A 20298-nucleotide genomic window follows, 5' to 3' on the forward strand; every position below is an offset into this window, starting at 1 on the left:
CATTTTTTAAAATTGATAACTAACCGTAACACCCACTTGACGACCGTTACCTAATTGATAGTAAGGCTGAGGTGTTTCATAAAAGTCCCGGGGATCATTACTGAAACCACCGAACCCCCGCACATAATATTCTTTGTCGAAAGCATTTTTGAGCCACAACTTGGTTCGCCAGCTTTCAAAGACATATTCAATTTCTGTATTCACTAACGTTGTCGCAGGCGAAGTTTCATCATGTCCATCAGAAAAGTAGAATTCATCTTTGTAGTCAATATTGACCCGCCAGTAAAGGTTATCACTGAGCGCGACATCACTGAATACATTACCCGTAAAGCGCGGCGACTGGGCTTGCTTTCGCTTTTTGACCAATGTGCCATCAGCAGTCTGATAACCTTCAAAATACGCATTCAGATAGCCCAGACTGGCCTGAATAGTCCAGGCCGGTGTCACAAGCCAGCTTAATTCAGCTTCGAATCCTTCATTGGTACCAACATCGGCATTATCAATTATGTCGATAAATTTTGGCGTATTGTCATCACGGATCTGCACATCGTAATCACTTACCTGCGTATCTTTGCGACGCATGTGAAACACTGCGAGCCTTCCAGATAAATTAGTGGTTAACGGGCCTTTTACCCCGACTTCGTAATTCCAGTTGTACTCAGCGTCAAAAAAGCGTTTGTCATCACTGACTTCCTGATCAGGGTTGACACCAGCGCCTTTAAATCCCCGGCTCACACTTGCATACCAGAAATGTTGTCCCTGCACATATTCGAGCGCTAACTTTCCTCCTAACATAGAGGAGTCTTGCGCGAACAAGCCGCCATCGCTGTCCGTATAGTCAAAATCATACTGCTCTGCGCGAAGTCCCAGCTGCATATTCAGGCGCTCAGATAACGCGGTATCCGTTCTGACATAAACAGCCTGACTATCGGGTTCATAGTCACTTGCAAAGTCACTCTCTAAATAAGTGTATTGACGCTGTAGTTGCTGTTCAGACGTTTTATAATAAACACCAACGACCCAGTCTGTCGTATCATTGAACAGCTTCATCGGTTCGGCAGAAACAAACCTGATATCGGCGGTTTGCGTTTCCACGTCTCGGTAATAAGCGTCGAACGAAGCATATTCCCAGGGATGAAAGCCCGGATGAGTCCAGTCTTCATCAAAGCCGTAAGCTAATTCGTGATCTGCCTGAGTAAGCACCATTTGCAGTTTTCCCGCATTGATTTGGTGAGAAATATTCGCACTCAGCGCGTGAGTTAATTGAGTATCGAAACCTGGTTCGTCAGACCGCGTGAAGCGCGTATTCTCCAAAGAAAACGTGTCATAGCCGTTATCAATGTCGTACCAACGATAATTCAAGGTCAGGCTTGTTTGGGGGTACAGTTTCCAACTGACTGCAACCCGTGCAGCAGACTCATCGATATTATTCGTGTTGTCCCGGTCAAGGTAAGTATTGGTAATAAAGCCGTCACTGCGGTTATGCACCAAAGCGGCTCTGAATGCGAGATCCTGCGTGATTTCACCACCATGAGCCACCTCAAACCGATAACTGTCTTTACTCGCTGCCGAGATCTCCAGCTCACCAGGGGCGTTTTGAAAGGGCTGATTGCTGGCTACTTTTATAGCTCCCGCAAGTGCGCCAGTGCCGAATACAGTAGCCTGAGGACCTCGAAAAACTTCGACTTGTTGGGTATCGAATAATAATGCCGCCCCCGCTAATCCAGAAAAGTCGAAATCATCAACCATCACGGTCACTGACGGATTGATTGGCTCAGCAAATTGACTGCGTTCACCTATACCACGAATCTGTACGAATTTGCCCCTTGACGCACCTGCAGCGAAATTTACGTTCGGCGCAACATTGAGAATATCTTCGATATGCCTGGCCTGATTGGTGTCTAACTGACGGGCGTTAATAATGGAGGCACTGCTATTTAACTGATCTAGATTGGCTTGACGAAAGTCACCCGTGACAGTAATAACTTCCAGTTGTTCCTCTTCTGCGTTCGCGATGTGTGAGGCTAGACATAGGGCGGTAAAAATAAACGTGTGTTTCATCAGAATCTCGAATTATTATCACTATTGAGATCCAGAAATAAGCAGCAGGTGCTGGTGAGTAAGCGCTAGACCATTCCTACGCCGGCATTATCCGGATCAGGTTCACGACTTCACTAAACAGGCAGTGAAGACATAAGGGTTCCTACGTCGTAGATCTCAGCCAATTCGGCACCCCTTGGTATGAAGCGCGCAGTCTAACAGCACAGTATTAAAGGTCAAGTGAATCGTGCATTCAGCAGTAAAAATGGCTCACAATTCTTACAGCTATGCAATAAAAAACGCCTGCGTGTGACGGTGCAGGCGTGTGGAGGGGTCTGTTGAAATGACAGACCTTTTTCTGACATCTAACGCGCCATTCATCATTTCCTGTCGAGAAGTTTAACCACTTGGCGGTTGGTCAATTGTCTGTACCAGACGGTATATTATTGAGAAAATAAATCTCGTCGATTAAGCTAATATACATTTTCTTTCGTAGGAAAAATGACTGTCAAAGACATCATTGATTCAACTTCACTATAAACCGAAGGCTGGTCACAAAATAGGACACTTTCTACTAATTTTGGGTTAATTTTTAACTCAAACCAACGCTCTCATCACTCATGGTTGATAAGTTATTAAGGAGGATATGTGTACAACAGGGGAATGTTCTGGTCTGCCATAATACGTGCATTGTTAGCTATGCGTCGCGATCAAATGTGCGAAAGCGATGAGCATCAAAATGCGATGGATGATGTCGCGCAATTAGAAAATGGCCACGTACATAAAAGCATAATCGATAAAACGTTAACCACACTGATCCCGCAAGACCGTATGCAGCAGACCGGAAAATCTCTCGCTGGCTATCTTGATTTTAATAAAATGGGTAACTTTGTGGTCTTACTGACCTCACTGCGAAATATCAACGATGTGCTGGAAACCTTATCGCAACATGCTGGTTTGCTGCTGGGCAGAGAGCGAAATTTTCAATTTGAGGCCAATCAAGAGGTTCGTTTATCCTGGGATAGTCAGGGCTATTCATTGCCGGATGAACTTGAAATGTTTTTTTTACTGATTTTGTTTCGTCATTTGTCAGGCAGGCATTTTGACTTTAATCAAATCGAGCTTCCCTACTCCGATGTCGCTGGCCTGGTTGGCACTCTGTCCAAGGCGCAATTCAGACAATCTGAAGCAAAGCTTGTTTTCACTTTTGACTCGAAGTGGCTCAACCACACTTCATATTATCACAGTGCACAATTGGTCAAGCTATTGAAAGATGCACTTGTGACCGTTGATGATTTACCTTTGCAAAAAAAACTACACACTATTTTCAGCAAAAGCGAAAAGCCGGCTCGAATCAGAATCGAGTGGGTCGCCGAGGAGCTCGGCATGTCGGAATCAAATTTGCGGAAACAACTACGCCAAGAGAATGTCTCATTCAGCGGTGTACTGAAAAATTTCATTCATGAACTTTCCAGTCATCATTTACTTTCAGGAAAAAAAAACGAATCCACAGCTGACCTGCTTGGGTTTTCTGACCGACGTGCGTTTGAACGCAGTTTCAAAGAGTTTTCGGGGATTAGTGCTGGGCAGGTTCGTCAATTGGGCAGTCGGCTGCGATTTCATCGGGGGAACCATCATCTTATTGATGTAGTTGATAACCTCCCACCGTTGCCCAATACAATTTCCCAACTTGTTAGTCTTGATAATAAGAATGCCACAGTCGAAAGGGTGGTCAACATTATTGAACAAGACCCAATCTTTCACGCTCATATCATGAGCAAAGCCAGTCGCGCCGTGTTTGGCAGCTCTCCGAAAAATCTGCAGCAAGCAGTAGGTAGAAATTTGGGCGTCTCAAACATCAAACATCTGGCAGTGGTTTTTGCCACTCAGCAGCTTTTGACACTGCAATGTCGCCACCCCGACGTACAGAAGCTCACGGATGCTATGCTGTTAAGTCTGACACTTTATCAATGTGCATTTGTGACTGACAGCGAGCAAATTAATGACGAAATCGTTAAACAGATGCTGCTTTTTGGACTACTGTCACTTTTTATCGTATTTCACGATGAGTGCATATTAGTCGATGGAACGATGCAGAAATGGGAAACCGCGAGCAATTTTGCCGAATTCAGCCACGCCCTGAACGCTGAATTTGGTATATGTCTATATGGAGCAACCACTCTGATGCTGCTGCGATGGGGCTTCAAAAGCACAGCAAACCATCAATTATGGAAACTGTGCAAAGATGCCACTATTGATGATGATGGGATATATCGCCACGTCCGGCTTTGTCATAATCTTGCATTCTCAGCAACGTGTTACGCAGGAAAGGCAAACCCCGAACAGCTGGTAGCAGATTTGGAAGACCAACAACAGTCAAAACTTCTTAACCTGCTTGAAAAATGGCAAGGCCTTTAACTGAACTATTCTACCTTGTCAGTGATAAGATTAAGTGAGCGAATCTCCTTATCAGTTTGCGACTTAAGTCCCTCTAACGTTTTACCGTGTGGCACAGGTTGACGTGTAACCGGATCGACTTTGACAAAAACAATATCATCCGCAAGGCAAATTGTTTTTTTGGTTGCTTTATTTCTTACCAGACAACTAACCCGGATCGATGTTTTACCCACTGATTTTGTTTCCAGCCCAAATTCAACGATATCACCTTGCATGGCGGGGGATTCAAAGTTTATTTCACCTATATGCTTAGTCACCAGGCAATTGGTTTCCAATTGACAAATTGCGTAAATTGCTGACTCTTCGTCAATCCATTCCAGTGCTCTTCCACCGAATAATGAATCGGCATAGTTTAAATCATTGGGCATTACTAAACGGCGAGATAAAAAACGCATTCGAAATCCTCTGGTTATCCCGTTAAAATCTAACATCATTATACGTTATTCAGGTTGATATGGCTTTAACTAAGGTACGAGAGTGGCTCTTTGCTCATCATAAAATGATGACCAGCGAAGCCTTTCATCGTCAGATGCTAATCGTAGCGATGGCAGAAGATGAGGGGTTAGCATGCATAAATGAGCTTATCCGACACTCAGACCATTCAGTCACTGTTTGTGCGCTTAGTGAAAGGGCAATATCGGCCACCCTTTCGAAACCCCCTGCGCTGTATAAGCAGCTTCTCGGCCAATCCTACGACATCGCTATTTATGATGCTGTCACCGACTTTAGGCCGTCTGCATTGCTAGCCTTGGCGGGAACAGTGTGCCATAACGGCACTCTTATCCTCATTACGCCTCCTTTAGCAGAATGGCCGCAAAAGGCAGTGGTTAACCCGCCATTCTATCTCACCTATGGCTTTACTCTGGATAAAAGCCGATATGTGGAACAGATCTGCGGTGCATTTGGTAGAAATAACAATATCGCTATTTTGCAGGATAACAGTTTGTATTTGCCCATAAAGTCATCACCAGGTGAACCCGCTAAACCAGACGATATGTTTAAAAGTGATGATCAAAAAGTCGCATTCACGCGCCTGCAGAATTTTTATTTCACTGAGAAACGTTTTGCTATCGTTAATGCCAAGCGTGGCAGAGGTAAGAGTGCTGCATTGGGTCTGCTCTGTGCATGGTTACAGGCACAGGGTAATGCTGTATTAGTGACATCTACCGCCAGACAATCGGTAGCAGGCCTGTTCGCCATTTATCAACACTACTATTCGTCCTTCGTACCCACCCCACCGCCGCATAATCAACCTATCCCCACATTAAGTTGGGTCGCCCCCGACTCCTCCGTGCTCCTTAACCACAATTACGATGTGCTAATCATTGATGAGGCAGCATCATTTCCTGTACCTCTGCTGATGCAGATTTGTATTGCGAATAAAAAAGTCATCTTGAGTTCCACCATTGATGGCTACGAGGGCAGCGGTAAAGGTTTTGAGCATAAGGTGCTGACAGCACTTAACGATTTAGCCCCAGTTGAACTAATAACGCTTGCAACACCTTTGCGTTGGTTTAACGATGATCCTGTTGAACAGGTTTTGACAAGTGCCTTATTGTTACAGCCAAAATCAAACACAGCTGCAGAGTGTGAATCAGTAACGGATGTAAAGTTTATCCTGGTGCCTGGGCTACATCTTGCGAATGAAGATTTATCTCAGATCATGCAATTGCTGAATTCGGCACATTACCAGACAACGCCGGATGATTTAATGCGCCTGACAGACTCACCGGATATTTTGTATGCACTATTAAAAACAGCTCAGAACGAAATTGTTGCAGCTGCGGCTATCAACATTGAAGGCGGTGACAAACTCTCTTCGCTGGCAAATGAAATAAGCAGCGGCCAACGCAGAGTAAAAGGACACCTTAGCGCGCAAGGCTTGGCGTATTTCGCCGCCACACCAGAACTTGCCAACAAAACATACTGGCGGATAAATAGAATTGCTGTAAGTCATGAAATGCAGCGGCGTAGTTTTGGCTCCCACTTGCTCGATAACATTATTGAGGCTGCCACAGGTCAACAAGTGGATGCATTAACCAGCTCTTTCGGAGCCAATGTCAAACTGCTTAATTTCTGGCTCAAACATGGTTTCAGATTAGTGAAAATCGGTAACAAGAAAAACAAAGCCAGTGGCACCGCGAGCGCACTGGTAACCTATTCGCTGAACGAGGAATTTGAGTTAAATGTTCGAACCCTTTCCCAGCTAGGACACAATGATGCAAAGTACGACGGTGCTGATACACTCGCAATGGCAATGTTTGCGCAAGAAACTATTAAGACTACTTATCTTGATCAGATTTACTTAGAAAGATGGAAGCAATTCTGTAATGGGCAGCGAATTTACAGCGCGTTAGGTTCAGCGATACCTTGGCTGCTTAATAAACTGATTGACGAACAGCTTCCAGATAGCGATCAGGAAAAAACTAAATTGATTTCAATGCTCAGTTCGTTGCCGCGTAAAAAGCAGCTATGTACTGAAGATATCAACAGGCTCAGAGATTTAGCAAGGCCGTATCTCAAGGATGATGAATGAGGACGGGTTACGTTGATTACTCAGCGTTGAAATTTAAAAACAGTTAAAACATTCAACTAAACAAGATGTTGCGTAAAAATCAATGGCAAGCTAATCCAGTACAATTTGTATAAAAAAAGCCCGACATATCGTCAGGCTTTTTAAAATCGTTTTTATTAACAAATCGCTTAGCAAATAAGCGTTAAATGTTAATTCCGCGATTCTTAGCTTTTTCTTTGATGTAAGGAACCCATGCATTAGCATTTCTTCTAATCGAGTTATCCTTTTTCGCCATCTCAGCGTACTCAAAAGCTCTTTTGAAGTTACCCAGATAAAAATGTGCTTCCATTAAAGAGAAGTGAATTTTACCTGGATCATCCACACCGCGCTCAAGCGCATTTTCCAATGCTGTGATAGCATTTTTATAGTCTTCAGCAACGATAAGCAAAGTACCCTGCTTACGGTAGTGGTCTGGATCTGAGCTCTTCGCTGCAGCTCTGCCATAATAATTGGCGGCTGTTTTGTAGTTTTTAGCCTGGTGATAGGAATTTGCTATCGTAGCTAAGTTACTGGCGTTATCTTCGACTAAGCCTGATTTAACATGCTTTTCCATCACCGTAGCTGACTTAAACGGAATACCATTAGACGCGTATAGCTGCGCTATCTGCTTAATATGATTTTCTTTGTCAAGCCATCCATTGAGGTAAGCCACTTCAAAGGTTGCCAGCGACTTTTTATAATCCTCAACCAAAATGTAGAACAGGCCAAGCTGTGTCCACCATTTGGGTTCTTCAGGAAACAGTGATACAAGTTGCTCAGAAACTTTAACCGTTTCTGGATACATCTTACGCTCATAGTACGAAGTTAACTTTAGTACATAAGGGTTTTTATTTGGCTCATCGTAAAGCGCAATCGCTTTATCCGCAGGCTCAATCATTTTTTCTAATTGCTTAGACTCATAATATGCCTGTGCCAAACGTGTATAAACATCAGCATCTTCTTTACACGTAAAGTCCATCCACTGGTTATACCACTTAATCGCCTCAGAGTACTTTTCCTCCTGCATACTCAAATCGCCAATCAATTTCAGCGTCTGAGAATGCTCAAGATCATTAAGCACCTTAGGTTCCACTGAACTAATTAGGTAATTGTACGCTTTGTTACCTTCACCTTCTCTCGCGGCAAGCAGATTACCAATAAAGCGATTAACATAAGCTTTATCGAAATCGTCTGACGGATCTATGTCCATCAGGATTTCTAACGCTTCGTCAACAAGATCTTCATTGTAGGCTTCGAATGCACGTTGAACTTTTTTTCCTGTACGCTCCCCGACTAACTTGGTATTACCCTTTTCATAGCCGGGACATACAACCGGAGCATTAGACTGGGCGAAACCGGCATGACTGAACATCATGCTGGATGCGCCTAGCATCAACGCCATAATGGGTTTATTAAACTTTAATTTCATCATGTTATTGATCCAGTTTGAAATCTAGCTGAACAAACATGTTGGGCTGTTTTACGGCCTTACCGTCAACAATTTTAGGACGATATTTCCACTTACGCAAAGCTCTTCTCGCTTCCCTGTCGAATAGGCGCTTAGGATCAGCGTCAATAACTTCTATGTCTTCAACTCCACCAACTTCGTTGATAGTGAACGACAATTTAACCCAACCTTCTCGGCCGTCTCTTGCTGCTTCAGGCGGATAACGCGGGTCAATCCTGACCACAGGCGTTGCTTCACCGTCACTTTGCATTGCACCTACTGCACCTATATTGATACCTACGCCACCGGTGTCGACTTGAGGCATAGCCATGCTAAATCCGTCAGCGTCAGGTTCGTCTGCTTCCGGTTCTACAGGTTCAATCTTTGGTGGCTCCTTGGGTGGAGGCGGTGGTGGTGGCGGTACCCGTTTTCTCGTCTGGGTATCCTCTTCAGGCTTTGACATCACGATATCGATTACCGGTGCATCCGGAACCTCATCTGCTGGCCTTGCTGAGTTTTCAATCAATTTCGCCATTATAACAAATAGACCGAAAGCTATAGCTGCACCAATTAAAATAGAAACGATAAATCTTGCCATTTTAACCCCTTGCTGCAACAGAAACGCGATCTACGCCAGCGGCTTTGACCTGGTCCATAATCTCTACGACCAACCCATGCTTCGCTTTCACGTCCGCCTGAATAATGACATAGTCAGTAGGCTGCTCTGTAAGCAATCGCTCTATATTAGCTCTAACGCTATCAGGAGATACCTCACGCTTATCCAGCCAAACATTTCCATCTTCAGTTATCGCAATGAAAATGTTGGCATTCTTGTGCAGTACCGCCTGGCTCGCGTCTGGCTTATTTACTTCAATACCGGCTTCTTTAACGAATACGGTTGTAACGATGAAGAAAATCAACATGATAAACACGATGTCCAACATGGGCGTCATGTCTATTTGCGCATCTTCTTCCTCGGTTCTGACTTTACGAGCCATAATTTCTCTCTCTAATGATGTGGCAGGCTATCAACTAAGCCTTCTCTTGCCAACTTCACCTTCGCTTCTAAACGAGAACTAATAAACAGTCCTGACAAAGCTGCTACCATTCCTGCCATTGTAGGAATCGTTGCCATTGAGATACCAGATGCCATTAGTCGGGCGTTACTGGTTCCCTGCGTTGCCATCGTTTCGAAAACACTAATCATTCCCGTTACAGTCCCTAATAGTCCGATAAGCGGACACATAGCGATTAACGTTCTGATAATCAGCATTCTGGCGTTTAAACCGTCAGAAGCCTGAGATATCCATGCATCACGGATTCTATGCGCATACCAGGACCGGGTATCTTGGCGACTTTCCCATTTTTGGATAATGTCTTTTTTTACCTTTGGGAAAACCGATACCAGGTACCAATAGCGCTCAATCATAAGTACCCACATAAGAAAGAGCGCTAGTGCGACGAAGTAAAGAACATCGCCGCCAGTTGCGATAAAGTCCCTGACCGATTCGAATAATCCAATCAGGTAAACCATATTAAACTCTCTCTGATTCAGAGTGAGCAGCTACTATACCAGCTGTCTGCTCATCAAGAATGTGAACAATAGACTTACTACGTGAAGCAACGATGCTGTGAGTAAGAATCAGCGGCAATGCTGCAATAATACCCTGAGCGGTTGTCACAAGTGCCATTGAGATACTTCCGGCCATCATGCGCGGGTCACCAGTACCAAACAACGTAATAGTCTGGAACGTAGCAATCATACCAAGTACGGTACCTAATAGACCAAGTAGTGGCGCAATCGCCGCAAAAATCTTGATGATGTTAATGCCACTCTCGATGGAAGGAAGTTCACGTAGAATTGCTTCATCCAACTTAAGTTCAAGATTCTCTGCATCCGCACCTTTGTTCTCTTGGTATACTTTCAAGATGCGACCCAGAGGATTGCCGCTAGAAGGATTACCAGGGTTCTTCAATTGAGAATTAATTTTGCTGCTCGCAATGGAAAGCGTAACAAGCTTATAAAGACCAATTAGAAGACCAATTATCAACATTACAGTGATTGTGTAACCTACTACACCACCTGCATGGTAACGCTCTTCCCACGTCGCTTTCTGCTTAAGCAAACCAAGAATTGCGCCTTGTGAAGGGTCAGCATAAAAGCCAACGAAGCCAGACGTTTCGTCAACCATCTCTTGTGCAGAATCAACTAAATAACCATCTGGTTGACGGCCAAGTGGTTGAACCACGTCGTTTTCTGTATCGTACGTCAAGTAACCATCCTGACCAACCAGGTTAAATGTACCTACACGAACAATTTCCTGCTCAGAAGAACCACCATCAAGGTTTACTACTTCAGTAGAGAAGCGAACAACCTGACCGCCTTCAGTCATCTCTGTTTGTAAAGAGAACCAAAGATCTTCCAATTCTTTAATGTTAGGTAGGCCTTTTGACTCTTCCGACATCTCTGCCAGAAATTCAGAACGACCTGGGAACTGCGCGCTTACAATTGACGTTGAGATACGACCGTTAGCTTCAGAAGCTGCTTGTCTTACAACACCAAACATTTCACCTAACTGACCCGTAGCCTGGTCCAACTCAGCCGCTTTTTCATTAAGCGTCGTGTCGTTGTCAGCAAATTGCTTTTGCAAGCGATCGCCACGATCCTGTTCAGCTTTAAGATCTGCCTGAGCTTTCTTCAGTAAAGATTGCTTGTCGGCTCTTTCAGATCTGAATTCTGCTTCACGCTGTTCATTGATGCGCGCTTCAGAAACCCTGTTTTGCTTCACTTGTTCCAGGAGGCTTTTCAGGCTCACTGCGTCCTGAGCATAGGCTCCAGAAGACATTACCGCCAAGGATGCAGCGGTTATTAAAGATTTAAACATAATTTTCATTAACAATTACTCCGCTGCCTGAATTGGTAATTTGATTAAATCAGCAGGAACGACGCCATTTGCCATCTTAACTGCATCAACAACAGAGGAAAGGTACTCATCACCAAGCTCTTCCCATGCACGTGCTTCGTTGTTCCAAACAAAAGCGCTGTTTTGGTCAAGCGAAAGTGCTAGCAGAGCGGTTCTACCCAAGTTAAAGAAGTCAACAGTAACCTGTGTACCGTTTGCTTCAATTGTCCCTTGGTAAGAATCGATTTTAGTGCCGTATTCTACTTCTACCAGATAGGCTTCAATAACCTGACGGAATTGCTCAGAGATAGTGACGTTTGAGTTTGCCATTAAATCGCGAAGACGTTCAATACGCTCCTTACGCTCATCCAGGTGGATTGGCACATCAAGATTGATGAACTTTTCCAAGCTCTCAATCATTCTAAACATTAAAGGCACAATGCCCTGCTTAGTGTCTTCAATACTGTCGATCTGACGCTGTAAAGAATCAATACTACGCTGCTGATCTTCAACAAGACTCGCGATGTAATCGTTATACACTTTCAAGTTTTCAGTCTGATCTACAGTAGTGCGATACTCAATCAATAATTCCTGGGACTGCTCGAAATACGTGTTTATTTTTTCTTGAGATTTCGCTGCAGCTGCATGAATCTTGGCTTCTTCGTTTTGAATAGCATCTAGGCTATTAGCAGAGATTGCTGCGCTAGCCGTTAGTGCAAATGCACCAATTACGGTTGAAGCAATAATTGTTCTCTTGCTCATCTTGGACATAGTTCCCAACCAATTACTTTTTAGAATCCTCGCCACGAATTTTGGCGAGGGGCGTGTAAACTTTTAATTAAATTATAGTAGTAGAAATTGTATCAAAATATTAACAACTCCTACAAACCCCCAATACTCCCATGGAACAAGTGAGTGAGTCAAGTAAGTGAGATGTTACACCAGTATTTTCAGTCAGACTGCTCATATTACGAACTAACATTTTGAAATTTGGGTATTCTGGATAAATTTTTGATGACTATCGCAGGTCTGTCAAATAAATCTCTTAAATCTATTTTTTGTAACCGATAACCCCTCTCCCAATGAGCCCCAATTCAGAGTGGACGACCTGTGATTCTATTCTAAAGGGAGAATTATGCTCCTCACAAAGTTCGGTAAATAACTTCGCATTGATTGTTGAAGCTAGTTGTTGGGTTAGTCTAGCTTTATGATTGTTGACTTGATGGATATATGATTCTAAATCGCTAAGTAATTTAGCTGTACTGTTGTTTCTTTTTGCAGTATCAACATAACTTTTTACTTTCATAGCGACGATATAACAGTCATATTGCAATGAATTAGGTAAATTTTGCATCGTATTCTTTAACGACATAAGTAACGATTTTTCTATTTCTGACAAACTAAGTTCAGATAATTTATTTAATGAATTTTTAGGAAATATATTAGTGAAATAATCATCGTAAAATTTCACTGTAATCTTTGACTTTGCAGTAATAACGCTATCAGAATCATGTAGTAGAAATGCGAATTTGCCATTTTTTACACAAAGTTGTGACAGTTGCGACAAAAGTTGGCGAGGCTTCGCATACTCTATACCAAACAAGCTTGTAATTAATTCGTATTTTCCCGTCTCTACAGGTAAGTTGGTAAAGTCTCCTTTTATAAATTTCGATTTTTCACCCATGTAATTATCCCTATCTGCAGCGTAATCCACACCCCAGAATTCGGGAAAACTCGTGTTATCTCTAAAACACTCTTTATAAAGCAATATGTTACCGCCGTTGCCACATCCCAAATCTATCAATCTTGTATCATTTGATAATGAAACTAAATGGGGTCGAAAAAATTCTATAACAGCCTTTTTCAGGATTGGATCGTTTGCGTAAGCATTATCGAAGGTATCTGAGGCGTTATCTTTCCAATAAGTACACCACGGAGAAGAATTCATAAATACCCTTAATTAAAATAGTACGGGCAAGCCCCTACATGCGATGGTAGAAAAGTTTTATTAACAATATCGTGAAAGGAGAAAAAAGTCAGCACTTTGTCAAGGTTGAGATAGGGATTAACTAACACCACTCTGCATAACCGCATGATCAAATGAATTATCTGATTTTTTTTACAAAATTCCCATGGACAATTTACCTTCGAACGAATTTACTTCGTTTGTCAAAATTAGAAATTAGTTTTTTAAAAGCCGTTTCATTTACTAGCGGCGTTTCTGATGCTTGAAAGTAAAAGCTGTACTAAAGTTCAATCCAATTCAAAGTTACATGTCGAAGAGTTAACACTTGTTTTAGTAAAAACCTTTTAATTGAACTGGCAGGCCTTAATGATAAAGATCGACCAGGCAGAACACTTTCAGCCTCCGTTAACAAGAAACAAAGGTTAGCAAGCTTTATTGAAAAGGAAACTGAGTAAGATAAAAGTGGCAGATTAATAGGTTCGCACAGCAAGGATATTTATATTAGGTGAGATATGTGCGAAGTATCAACTTATCCAATTGTACAAAATTTTAGTTTTCTTAATAGACAAACGGATAACTAAACGCTCACAACACCCGATACAGTCACGGCTGTCTAAAACGCATGTAAAGAAATTTCCACTTGGAACGAGCCTGTAATGTTATTAAACAAGTCCGCTCTGAGCAAGCTGATATCTGGTTCCGAGATAACGCTCGCTCCGGCCAGCGAGATACCACTACGCTCTTGTAGGCACGCGAAAGACCATTAGCACGAACGATACTACATCAACAATTTCAATAAGCTCATATATTTAGCTCAGTTTGCCCTACCACTAGTGAAACAGAAGGGTTAAACCTCACGAATGTGAAAAAAGACATCGCGCATCATAATCTGAAGCAAATAAAACGAAATAGCGACGGTCTACCACGCAATAGTCGTAATAATGTAGCGGGTTGGCATACCAGTGACAATGCTGAAGGGAACTAAAATGTAGAGACTTTAAAATAGCTTCCTATTCACCAGAGTTAAATCTAATTGAACGGATTTGTAGTTTGCAGAGACACCAGGACTCAGTAAACCGATATTTTCAAAGAATGTTGAAACTGTGAACGCATGCAGCAATTTGTGAAATGATTTTATCAGCAATGCTGACGTGTCTATAAAATGTGCTTAAGGAATTGGGTAGTAGTGAGCAAGTTACTAACTTAAATCAAGAGTAAATCAGATACAAAAAAACGCCCGATTTACACCGGGCGTTTAAAATTTGTCCTAAATCTTAGAACGATTGTACGTAACGAGCATAAGTAATGCGTCCGTAGCCATCATATAACTCGAAGTTATATTCACGACTTCCTGTTGGATAAAGTGGCGGCTCTTTACCACCGACGTTATTAACACCAACAGTGATTTTAGCATTCCAAGGAGCATTATAGGTTACATTCACATCATGAGTAGTCCATGAAGGAATGTGACCAAGTTGCTCACCAGCGTCTACTTCTTCTGCAGTGTCACCAATATAATTAATGTTCCAAGCAATATCAAAGTCACCCACTGTAGCTACAGTATTTAGGTTAGCACGTTGCTCAGGAAGACCATCATCACCAACTTGATCACGACCACCATCTACAGAATATTCAAGTAAATGAGAAAAACGTAAGGAGCTACGCAATGCCATAAACGAGAACTCTTCTACATAAGTAATATCGAAGTCTAGACCATTTGTACTGAGTGTACCTTCGTTACCATAACCTTGCACTACTCGAGAAATTGCACCATTACCAGCTCGCTCTACACCAAGACCTGACGGAATTGGGTCGCCAGCTTTTTCACGGTCAACAAGTTCTTGGGCATCAAAAAAGTTAATTCTCTCATCAATCTCAATATTCCAGTAGTCAATCGAGAATGATAGGAAATCAAATGGCTGATAAGCATAACCAAGAGCCCATTGTTCAGATTGCTCTGAAGACAGATTCGGGTTAGCAGTTCTTAGACCATTAATTTGTTGTTCACAATCATCTGGTTGACCTACAACTTGACACGTTTGTGGATCCCTAACTGTGTCAGCACTAAACGAATCTTTTTGCGTAAGAATATCAAGTGTTGGAGCTCGGAAACCTTGTCCCCAAGAAGCTCGTAAAATCATGTCATCCATCGGCTCATAGCGAGCAGAAATCTTAGGCGAGAAGTCATTACCGTAGTCGCTATAGTCGTCGTAACGTCCAGCTAAGGTTACTTCAAGTTCATCCATTACTGGAAGAAGCGTTTCAAAGTACGCTGCACGAGCGTAACGACCGCCACCTGCTGAGTTACCAGATGAACCACCGATTGCACCAGCTTCAGATAGCGAATCATACTGATCACCGTAGTCTTCTTCACGCCATTCGAAACCGACAACAGTACTAACTAAACCACCATCCATTTCGAAAAGATCAAACTGCGCTGAACCAAATACTTCGTCTTGGTTAAAGTAACTAATACGCGAAATCGTTGCTTTCATCGCATTAAGAACATCCGCAGGGTTCTCATTTGGACGCTGTAAATCGTAAGTTCCGTCGTTAATAAAAGCTTCGGCAGTTGTACGAACTAAATAGTTACGACCGATATCGAAAGTTTTAGACTTTGTTCTACGCACACCAAAATCTACAAAAATATCACCGATATTACCTTCTACACCAACCAATAGATCCTGAAGTTCGTTCTCAACTTCATTATCACGATTGCCTAGAGAGTCAAAACGATGCCACCACCAAACTGGCTGATTCTCGCCAAATGCCGGATCGTACATGGCACTTTCAGGGTTGGTTGGGTTATTCGGGCTGTCTGCTGGTAATGGATTACCTGATCCACCTGCAAATGGAGACGGTGAATCAGGAACAGGTGCATAGCGACCAAATGAATCTGTTTTATTCCAGCTCATATTAGAGAAAACTAACCAGTCGTCATTTATCTCATAACGGTTGTTTAAGAAAAATCCTAATACACCGGTTGATGCTTCATCAGCAGATACTAGGCTGAAATTATATGCACAGCGTTCCGCAACACCAGCAGAATTAGCTATCCCACTTGAATTAGGAAGTAAGTAAAAACCTTCAGCGCCATCGCAACCACCAGGAAAAGCGGTAAGATTAAAGTTATCTGAACCTTCAGGAGTTAAGGTAGAGAAACTGTTGCCGTAAACAGATGCACCGGGCGAGTACCATGGAAAATCTCGCGCGAACACGATATCACGGTGGTTGTAAGATACACCACCAACCATGTTTCCTTTGTCACCTGACATACCAAAAACAACTGAACCTTCTTCGCGATCACCGCCTTCGTGTTCAATTTGACCGGCGCCAAGCTTTATCTCTACCCCTTCAAAATCTTTACGAGTAACGATGTTAACTACACCACCAATCGCATCAGAACCATATGCTGAAGATGCACCATCAGTCAAAATTTCAATTCTTTCGATGATTGCTGAAGGAATTGAGTTCAAATCCTGTGATGAACCAGTAGATGGTGACTTAGGTAAACGACGACCGTCAATAAGGATAAGGGTACGGTCTGCACCCAAACCACGTAGGTTGATTTGAGATACACCTTGAGCAGAACTACCAGACTGAGGACGGAAAGAACCCGCTGAGTTAAAGTTAGTACTACGAAGTAAATCCGCGACTGACGTCTGGCCAGAGAATTCTAATTGAGCTCTGTCGATTACAGTTACAGGAACTGAACCTTCAAGATCCGCTCTACGAATTCGTGAACCAGTAACCTGGATTTTTTCTACGGTAGTTGCTTCTTGCTCTTCAGTTTCTTGAGCAAGTGCTGCACCAGATGCAAGCATAGCTGCTGAAGCTGCGCCAAAGGCACAAGCCAGCTTAACTGACTTAGCCAGTTTAGAATTTGTAAACATGTTTTGTCTCCCTGGACCACTAAAACTTAGTGTGTGTTTCTAAATCGTTTGTTACGACTTATTATTAATAAGGTCATAGCCTCAAATTGATAATAACCACATCCTGTGGGGGTGGTCAACCGCCATTTCGCAGGCGGTAATGAAAAGTTCCATTTTTTTTCAGCTTTTTTTGTTAATAGCGTAAAAATATAGTTACAAAATCATTAATGAGGTTATCCATTTGGCTAACTTCAGTTAAATTTCGGAGGTCCAGATAGCGAAAAATCATTCGCGATTATCTCCTAAGTAAAATCCCAGATACCGTTTTATCGACCCAGGCAGCTCAGGTAGCATATCTTTTGGTAATAAAAACGTCGCCATATTAAAGAAATCTACAAAGATACGATTGGATTCTGTGGTTTTTTTCAAATAGTGATGACCCGACGAGCCGCCAGTGCCTATTTTTGTGCCCAACATTCGTTGCACCATCATCGCATGTCGATAGCGCCAGATTGTAAGCTTCTCATCTATTTCGGTTAGCGCGGTTATTAATTGAAACGGTAGGTTAAAGATGGGTTCTTCTGCATATTGCTTTATAAATAATGAGGAGAGCATCGCTTTGTGACTCAGTCGGAATTTTCCATCACCACGTAATGCAAGATACTTTTCCTCGTCGAATAAGGCATCAAAACTTTCTCGCGTTGTCTGCCAGTCTTTGAGCTCCTGGTATCGTTCTTTGTCGGAAAGCGTAGTGTTGTTCTCAATGGTGTTTTTATCAGCACTTAACAGTTCGTCAGTTGCCTGCTGATAGTGTTTTAGAAAGTCAAAGCTGTCTTTTTTCAACAAGGGCATTCTGGCAAGCCACTGATCCACCAACTCGAATAAACTGGGTTTCTTTTCCAGGCTCTCCAATAGTTCCCTGTCCCTTGGCTCTAAACGGTTATAGAAACTCTGTTTGTCAAAATCAATTCTGTACTCACGTTTCAAACCCAATGAAATTTCCAGGCGTTTGAACTGGATACTTTGAAAACCCGAGGCAGGCACCAAATAATCACGGAATGAGAGAAATTGTTGTGGCGTCATGGTTTCCATCACGCTGATTTGATCATTCATTAACTGTTGTATCTGGATGATTCGGTGGAGCCGGTGTACCACCGTTATCAACTCCTGATCTTTTACCTGAGTTTGTGAAAAGGTGTCAATGACCGAGTGAAGCTCGTGCAACACTTGCTTGAACCACAATTCGTAGACCTGATGCACAATAATGAAGAGCATTTCTTCATGGGCAGCACCACCGTACTTTTCACTTTGCAGATGCTGTGCACCAAGAATCTTATCCAGTTGCAAATAATCACCGTAGTAGCAGGGTTCGATATTTTTTTTCATAATGAATTCGATTAGGCTTGTTAATTAATTGCTAAATTCTATCACCGCAAACTCGACATCAACAGCAAAGCAGCTATAAGAGTAGAGTAAAGGTGAAAACTTTAAGGAAGGCTAATGAAGCTAGATGATGATATTCATAATTTTTACGAACATCTTGTTCTGGAACACATAAAAAAGCTGGAGCTGAATAAAACCAAATCCGATGACTACCTGGCCGACCTGTGCTGCCTCACCTTAAACCAGATTCCGCCGCGCTATATTCGCTTTGAAGTGGATATGGCGTTTTACTTACCCCAAAGTGAAAAGCAACAAATGGAAATGAACGTGGAATATGCGGTGGAAAAAGCCATAAACTATCTGGATCAGGCCGAGAACAAAAAGCGCGAAGCTTAAAAAATAAATAATATTAGAAAGAAGGGTGGCAAGCTCCCAGCCACATCCCGGCACATGAGTCGTCTGCTGCGGCTGCTCCCTTCCGGGCCTGACCGAGTTCACAGAGTATCATTGCGGGAGGACCAGGAACCTACCATTGAATCGTTATTGATAAGCGCCGCTAAGTGCGGATGCCTCTCAAGAGCGGCGCATTATGACGATTTGAAAAGCAAGTTTCAAGCTTTGTTTGTAAAGCGTTCCTGTGCAATAACGTTGGCAACCCGATTGGTTGCTTTATCTTCGTTATCGGCGCGTTCGAAAATCTCTTTCAATGTTACCCCGATTTCTTCAATATGGGTACGCATCGCTTCATTTGAAGACTGTTCCATACGCTGGTGATAAATATCAATAACACCACCGGCATTAATAACATAGTCAGGTGCGTATAAAATTCCACGCTTACGCAATAATTCACCCATTTCCTCGCGCGCTAACTGGTTGTTTGCGGCGCCAGCAATCACCTTCGCTTTAATATCTGGTAACGTTTCATCATTTATTGATGCGCCCATTGCACACGGGGCAATCACATCGACGTCCAAGCCATAGATGTCTTCTGGGGCAACTGCTGTTGCGCCTAATTCGTTCACTGCACGTTCGATACCGTCAGGATAGATATCCGTTACAAACAGTTGTGCGCCAGCGTTGTGCAGGTGCTGTGCAAGACGATAGCCAACGTGTCCCATCCCCTGAATCGCAACCTTGACCCCTTTCAGATCGGTATTCATCGCATATTCAACGGAACTACGCAGACCAACAAAAACACCGTAAGCAGTTGAAGGTGCAGGATTTCCATCAGGCGTTTCACCCGCGTAATGATACTGTGCACTGGTACCGGCGATAAATTCAGATTGCGTCGCCATTTCCTGCAAATCAGTGACCGCGATGCCTGAATCTTCCGCCGTAAAATATTTACCGCCTAATGAATCAACAAACTTGCCCATTGCACGCATCATCGCAGGCGTTTTCATTTTACGGGGATCGCCAATGATAACCGACTTGCCACCGCCAAGCTTTAAATTAGCCATGGCCGCTTTGTAGGTCATCCCTTTCGACAAGCGCAAAACATCGTTCAACGCTTCTGAGCTGTTGATGTATGGCCACATTCTGCAGCCGCCCAGCGCTGGACCAAGATTGGTGTTGTGAACTGCGATGATAGCTTTAAGACCCGCTTCTTCATCGTGATAAAATGCGACGTGTTCGTGTTTGTCGAACTCAGGATGATCAAATACTGACATAACTTA

General features: G+C 43.0%; 15 protein-coding genes and 1 other RNA gene. 3 read left to right on the plus strand and 13 right to left on the minus strand.

All coding sequences use genetic code 11. The annotated features are described in order from the left end of the window. Positions 1 to 6 precede the first annotated feature (6 nt). Positions 7 to 2061 carry a TonB-dependent receptor gene (locus HCJ96_RS05970; protein WP_169210125.1) on the minus strand — a complete coding sequence of 685 codons (2055 nt, stop codon included), beginning with the start codon at positions 2059 to 2061 and terminating at the stop codon, positions 7 to 9. A gap of 627 nt (positions 2062 to 2688) precedes the next feature. Here HCJ96_RS05970 and HCJ96_RS16520 point away from each other — a divergent pair. Continuing rightward, positions 2689 to 4458, plus strand: a complete 1770-nt coding sequence (locus HCJ96_RS16520; RefSeq protein WP_169210126.1) for a helix-turn-helix domain-containing protein — start codon at positions 2689 to 2691, stop codon at positions 4456 to 4458. A 5-nt stretch (positions 4459 to 4463) separates the two neighbouring features. On the opposite strand, the gene HCJ96_RS05980 is transcribed toward HCJ96_RS16520, so the two are convergent. Next, positions 4464 to 4892: an acyl-CoA thioesterase gene (locus HCJ96_RS05980; RefSeq protein ID WP_169210127.1), complete on the minus strand. Its 429-nt coding sequence runs from the start codon at positions 4890 to 4892 to the stop codon at positions 4464 to 4466. A gap of 59 nt (positions 4893 to 4951) precedes the next feature. Here HCJ96_RS05980 and HCJ96_RS05985 point away from each other — a divergent pair, with 59 nt between their 5' ends. Beyond that, positions 4952 to 7033 (plus strand): GNAT family N-acetyltransferase, encoded by a 2082-nt coding sequence (locus HCJ96_RS05985; RefSeq protein ID WP_169210128.1) that lies wholly within the window; start codon positions 4952 to 4954, stop codon positions 7031 to 7033. A gap of 181 nt (positions 7034 to 7214) precedes the next feature. Here the strand turns inward: HCJ96_RS05985 and HCJ96_RS05990 are convergent, their stop codons facing one another. The 9 genes from HCJ96_RS05990 to HCJ96_RS06030 form a co-directional block, all read right to left on the minus strand. After that, the gene (locus tag HCJ96_RS05990) at positions 7215 to 8483 is read right to left on the minus strand and encodes a tetratricopeptide repeat protein (RefSeq protein WP_425483733.1); all 1269 of its coding nucleotides are present in this window, start codon (positions 8481 to 8483) and stop codon (positions 7215 to 7217) included. A gap of 1 nt (position 8484) precedes the next feature. Continuing rightward, positions 8485 to 9096, minus strand: coding sequence for an energy transducer TonB (locus tag HCJ96_RS05995; protein ID WP_169210129.1), 612 nt, complete (start codon positions 9094 to 9096; stop codon positions 8485 to 8487). 1 nt (position 9097) lies between these two features. Further along, positions 9098 to 9496: an ExbD/TolR family protein gene (locus HCJ96_RS06000; protein WP_169210130.1), complete on the minus strand. Its 399-nt coding sequence runs from the start codon at positions 9494 to 9496 to the stop codon at positions 9098 to 9100. Positions 9497 to 9507: 11 nt separating this feature from the next. Then, positions 9508 to 10032 carry a MotA/TolQ/ExbB proton channel family protein gene (locus tag HCJ96_RS06005; protein ID WP_169210131.1) on the minus strand — a complete coding sequence of 175 codons (525 nt, stop codon included), beginning with the start codon at positions 10030 to 10032 and terminating at the stop codon, positions 9508 to 9510. A 1-nt stretch (position 10033) separates the two neighbouring features. Then, positions 10034 to 11392, minus strand: coding sequence for a MotA/TolQ/ExbB proton channel family protein (locus HCJ96_RS06010; RefSeq protein ID WP_169210132.1), 1359 nt, complete (start codon positions 11390 to 11392; stop codon positions 10034 to 10036). Between the two features lie 6 nt (positions 11393 to 11398). Then, positions 11399 to 12163: a DUF3450 domain-containing protein gene (locus tag HCJ96_RS06015; RefSeq protein ID WP_169210133.1), complete on the minus strand. Its 765-nt coding sequence runs from the start codon at positions 12161 to 12163 to the stop codon at positions 11399 to 11401. 289 nt (positions 12164 to 12452) lie between these two features. Beyond that, entirely contained in the window at positions 12453 to 13349 is an 897-nt protein-coding gene (locus tag HCJ96_RS06020; protein ID WP_169210134.1) for a class I SAM-dependent methyltransferase, read from the minus strand. Between the two features lie 1292 nt (positions 13350 to 14641). Continuing rightward, complete coding sequence (locus tag HCJ96_RS06025) at positions 14642 to 17260, minus strand: TonB-dependent receptor (RefSeq protein ID WP_169210135.1); 2619 nt, start codon at positions 17258 to 17260, stop codon at positions 14642 to 14644. A gap of 264 nt (positions 17261 to 17524) precedes the next feature. Beyond that, on the minus strand, positions 17525 to 18625 hold the full coding sequence (locus tag HCJ96_RS06030) for a tryptophan 2,3-dioxygenase family protein (protein ID WP_169210136.1): 1101 nt from the start codon (positions 18623 to 18625) through the stop codon (positions 17525 to 17527). A gap of 114 nt (positions 18626 to 18739) precedes the next feature. On the opposite strand from HCJ96_RS06030, the gene HCJ96_RS06035 reads away from it, so the two are divergent. Further along, entirely contained in the window at positions 18740 to 19018 is a 279-nt protein-coding gene (locus HCJ96_RS06035) for a late competence development ComFB family protein (RefSeq protein ID WP_169210137.1), read from the plus strand. 31 nt (positions 19019 to 19049) lie between these two features. Here HCJ96_RS06035 and ffs read toward each other — a convergent pair. Further along, an RNA gene (ffs, locus tag HCJ96_RS06040) (signal recognition particle sRNA small type) lies at positions 19050 to 19146 on the minus strand. 87 nt (positions 19147 to 19233) lie between these two features. Then, entirely contained in the window at positions 19234 to 20292 is a 1059-nt protein-coding gene (locus tag HCJ96_RS06045; RefSeq protein WP_169210138.1) for a Glu/Leu/Phe/Val dehydrogenase, read from the minus strand. Positions 20293 to 20298: the final 6 nt, after the last annotated feature.

The sequence above is a fragment of the Alteromonas ponticola genome, from assembly GCF_012911815.1.
Classification (GTDB): domain Bacteria; phylum Pseudomonadota; class Gammaproteobacteria; order Enterobacterales; family Alteromonadaceae; genus Alteromonas; species Alteromonas ponticola.

What these genes read in the sequence shown, in the direction of transcription:
- HCJ96_RS05970 (WP_169210125.1), bottom strand. Translation starts at nt 2,061, where the DNA reads ATGAAACACACGTTTATTTTTACCGCCCTATGTCTAGCCTCACACATC.
- HCJ96_RS06000 (WP_169210130.1), bottom strand. Translation starts at nt 9,496, where the DNA reads ATGGCTCGTAAAGTCAGAACCGAGGAAGAAGATGCGCAAATAGACATG.
- HCJ96_RS05990 (WP_425483733.1), bottom strand. Translation starts at nt 8,483, where the DNA reads ATGATGAAATTAAAGTTTAATAAACCCATTATGGCGTTGATGCTAGGC.
- HCJ96_RS06005 (WP_169210131.1), bottom strand. Translation starts at nt 10,032, where the DNA reads ATGGTTTACCTGATTGGATTATTCGAATCGGTCAGGGACTTTATCGCA.
- HCJ96_RS05985 (WP_169210128.1), top strand. Translation starts at nt 4,952, where the DNA reads ATGGCTTTAACTAAGGTACGAGAGTGGCTCTTTGCTCATCATAAAATG.
- HCJ96_RS06020 (WP_169210134.1), bottom strand. Translation starts at nt 13,349, where the DNA reads ATGAATTCTTCTCCGTGGTGTACTTATTGGAAAGATAACGCCTCAGAT.
- HCJ96_RS05995 (WP_169210129.1), bottom strand. Translation starts at nt 9,096, where the DNA reads ATGGCAAGATTTATCGTTTCTATTTTAATTGGTGCAGCTATAGCTTTC.
- HCJ96_RS06025 (WP_169210135.1), bottom strand. Translation starts at nt 17,260, where the DNA reads ATGTTTACAAATTCTAAACTGGCTAAGTCAGTTAAGCTGGCTTGTGCC.
- HCJ96_RS06035 (WP_169210137.1), top strand. Translation starts at nt 18,740, where the DNA reads ATGAAGCTAGATGATGATATTCATAATTTTTACGAACATCTTGTTCTG.
- HCJ96_RS06030 (WP_169210136.1), bottom strand. Translation starts at nt 18,625, where the DNA reads ATGAAAAAAAATATCGAACCCTGCTACTACGGTGATTATTTGCAACTG.
- HCJ96_RS06045 (WP_169210138.1), bottom strand. Translation starts at nt 20,292, where the DNA reads ATGTCAGTATTTGATCATCCTGAGTTCGACAAACACGAACACGTCGCA.
- HCJ96_RS06015 (WP_169210133.1), bottom strand. Translation starts at nt 12,163, where the DNA reads ATGAGCAAGAGAACAATTATTGCTTCAACCGTAATTGGTGCATTTGCA.
- HCJ96_RS05980 (WP_169210127.1), bottom strand. Translation starts at nt 4,892, where the DNA reads ATGCGTTTTTTATCTCGCCGTTTAGTAATGCCCAATGATTTAAACTAT.
- HCJ96_RS06010 (WP_169210132.1), bottom strand. Translation starts at nt 11,392, where the DNA reads ATGAAAATTATGTTTAAATCTTTAATAACCGCTGCATCCTTGGCGGTA.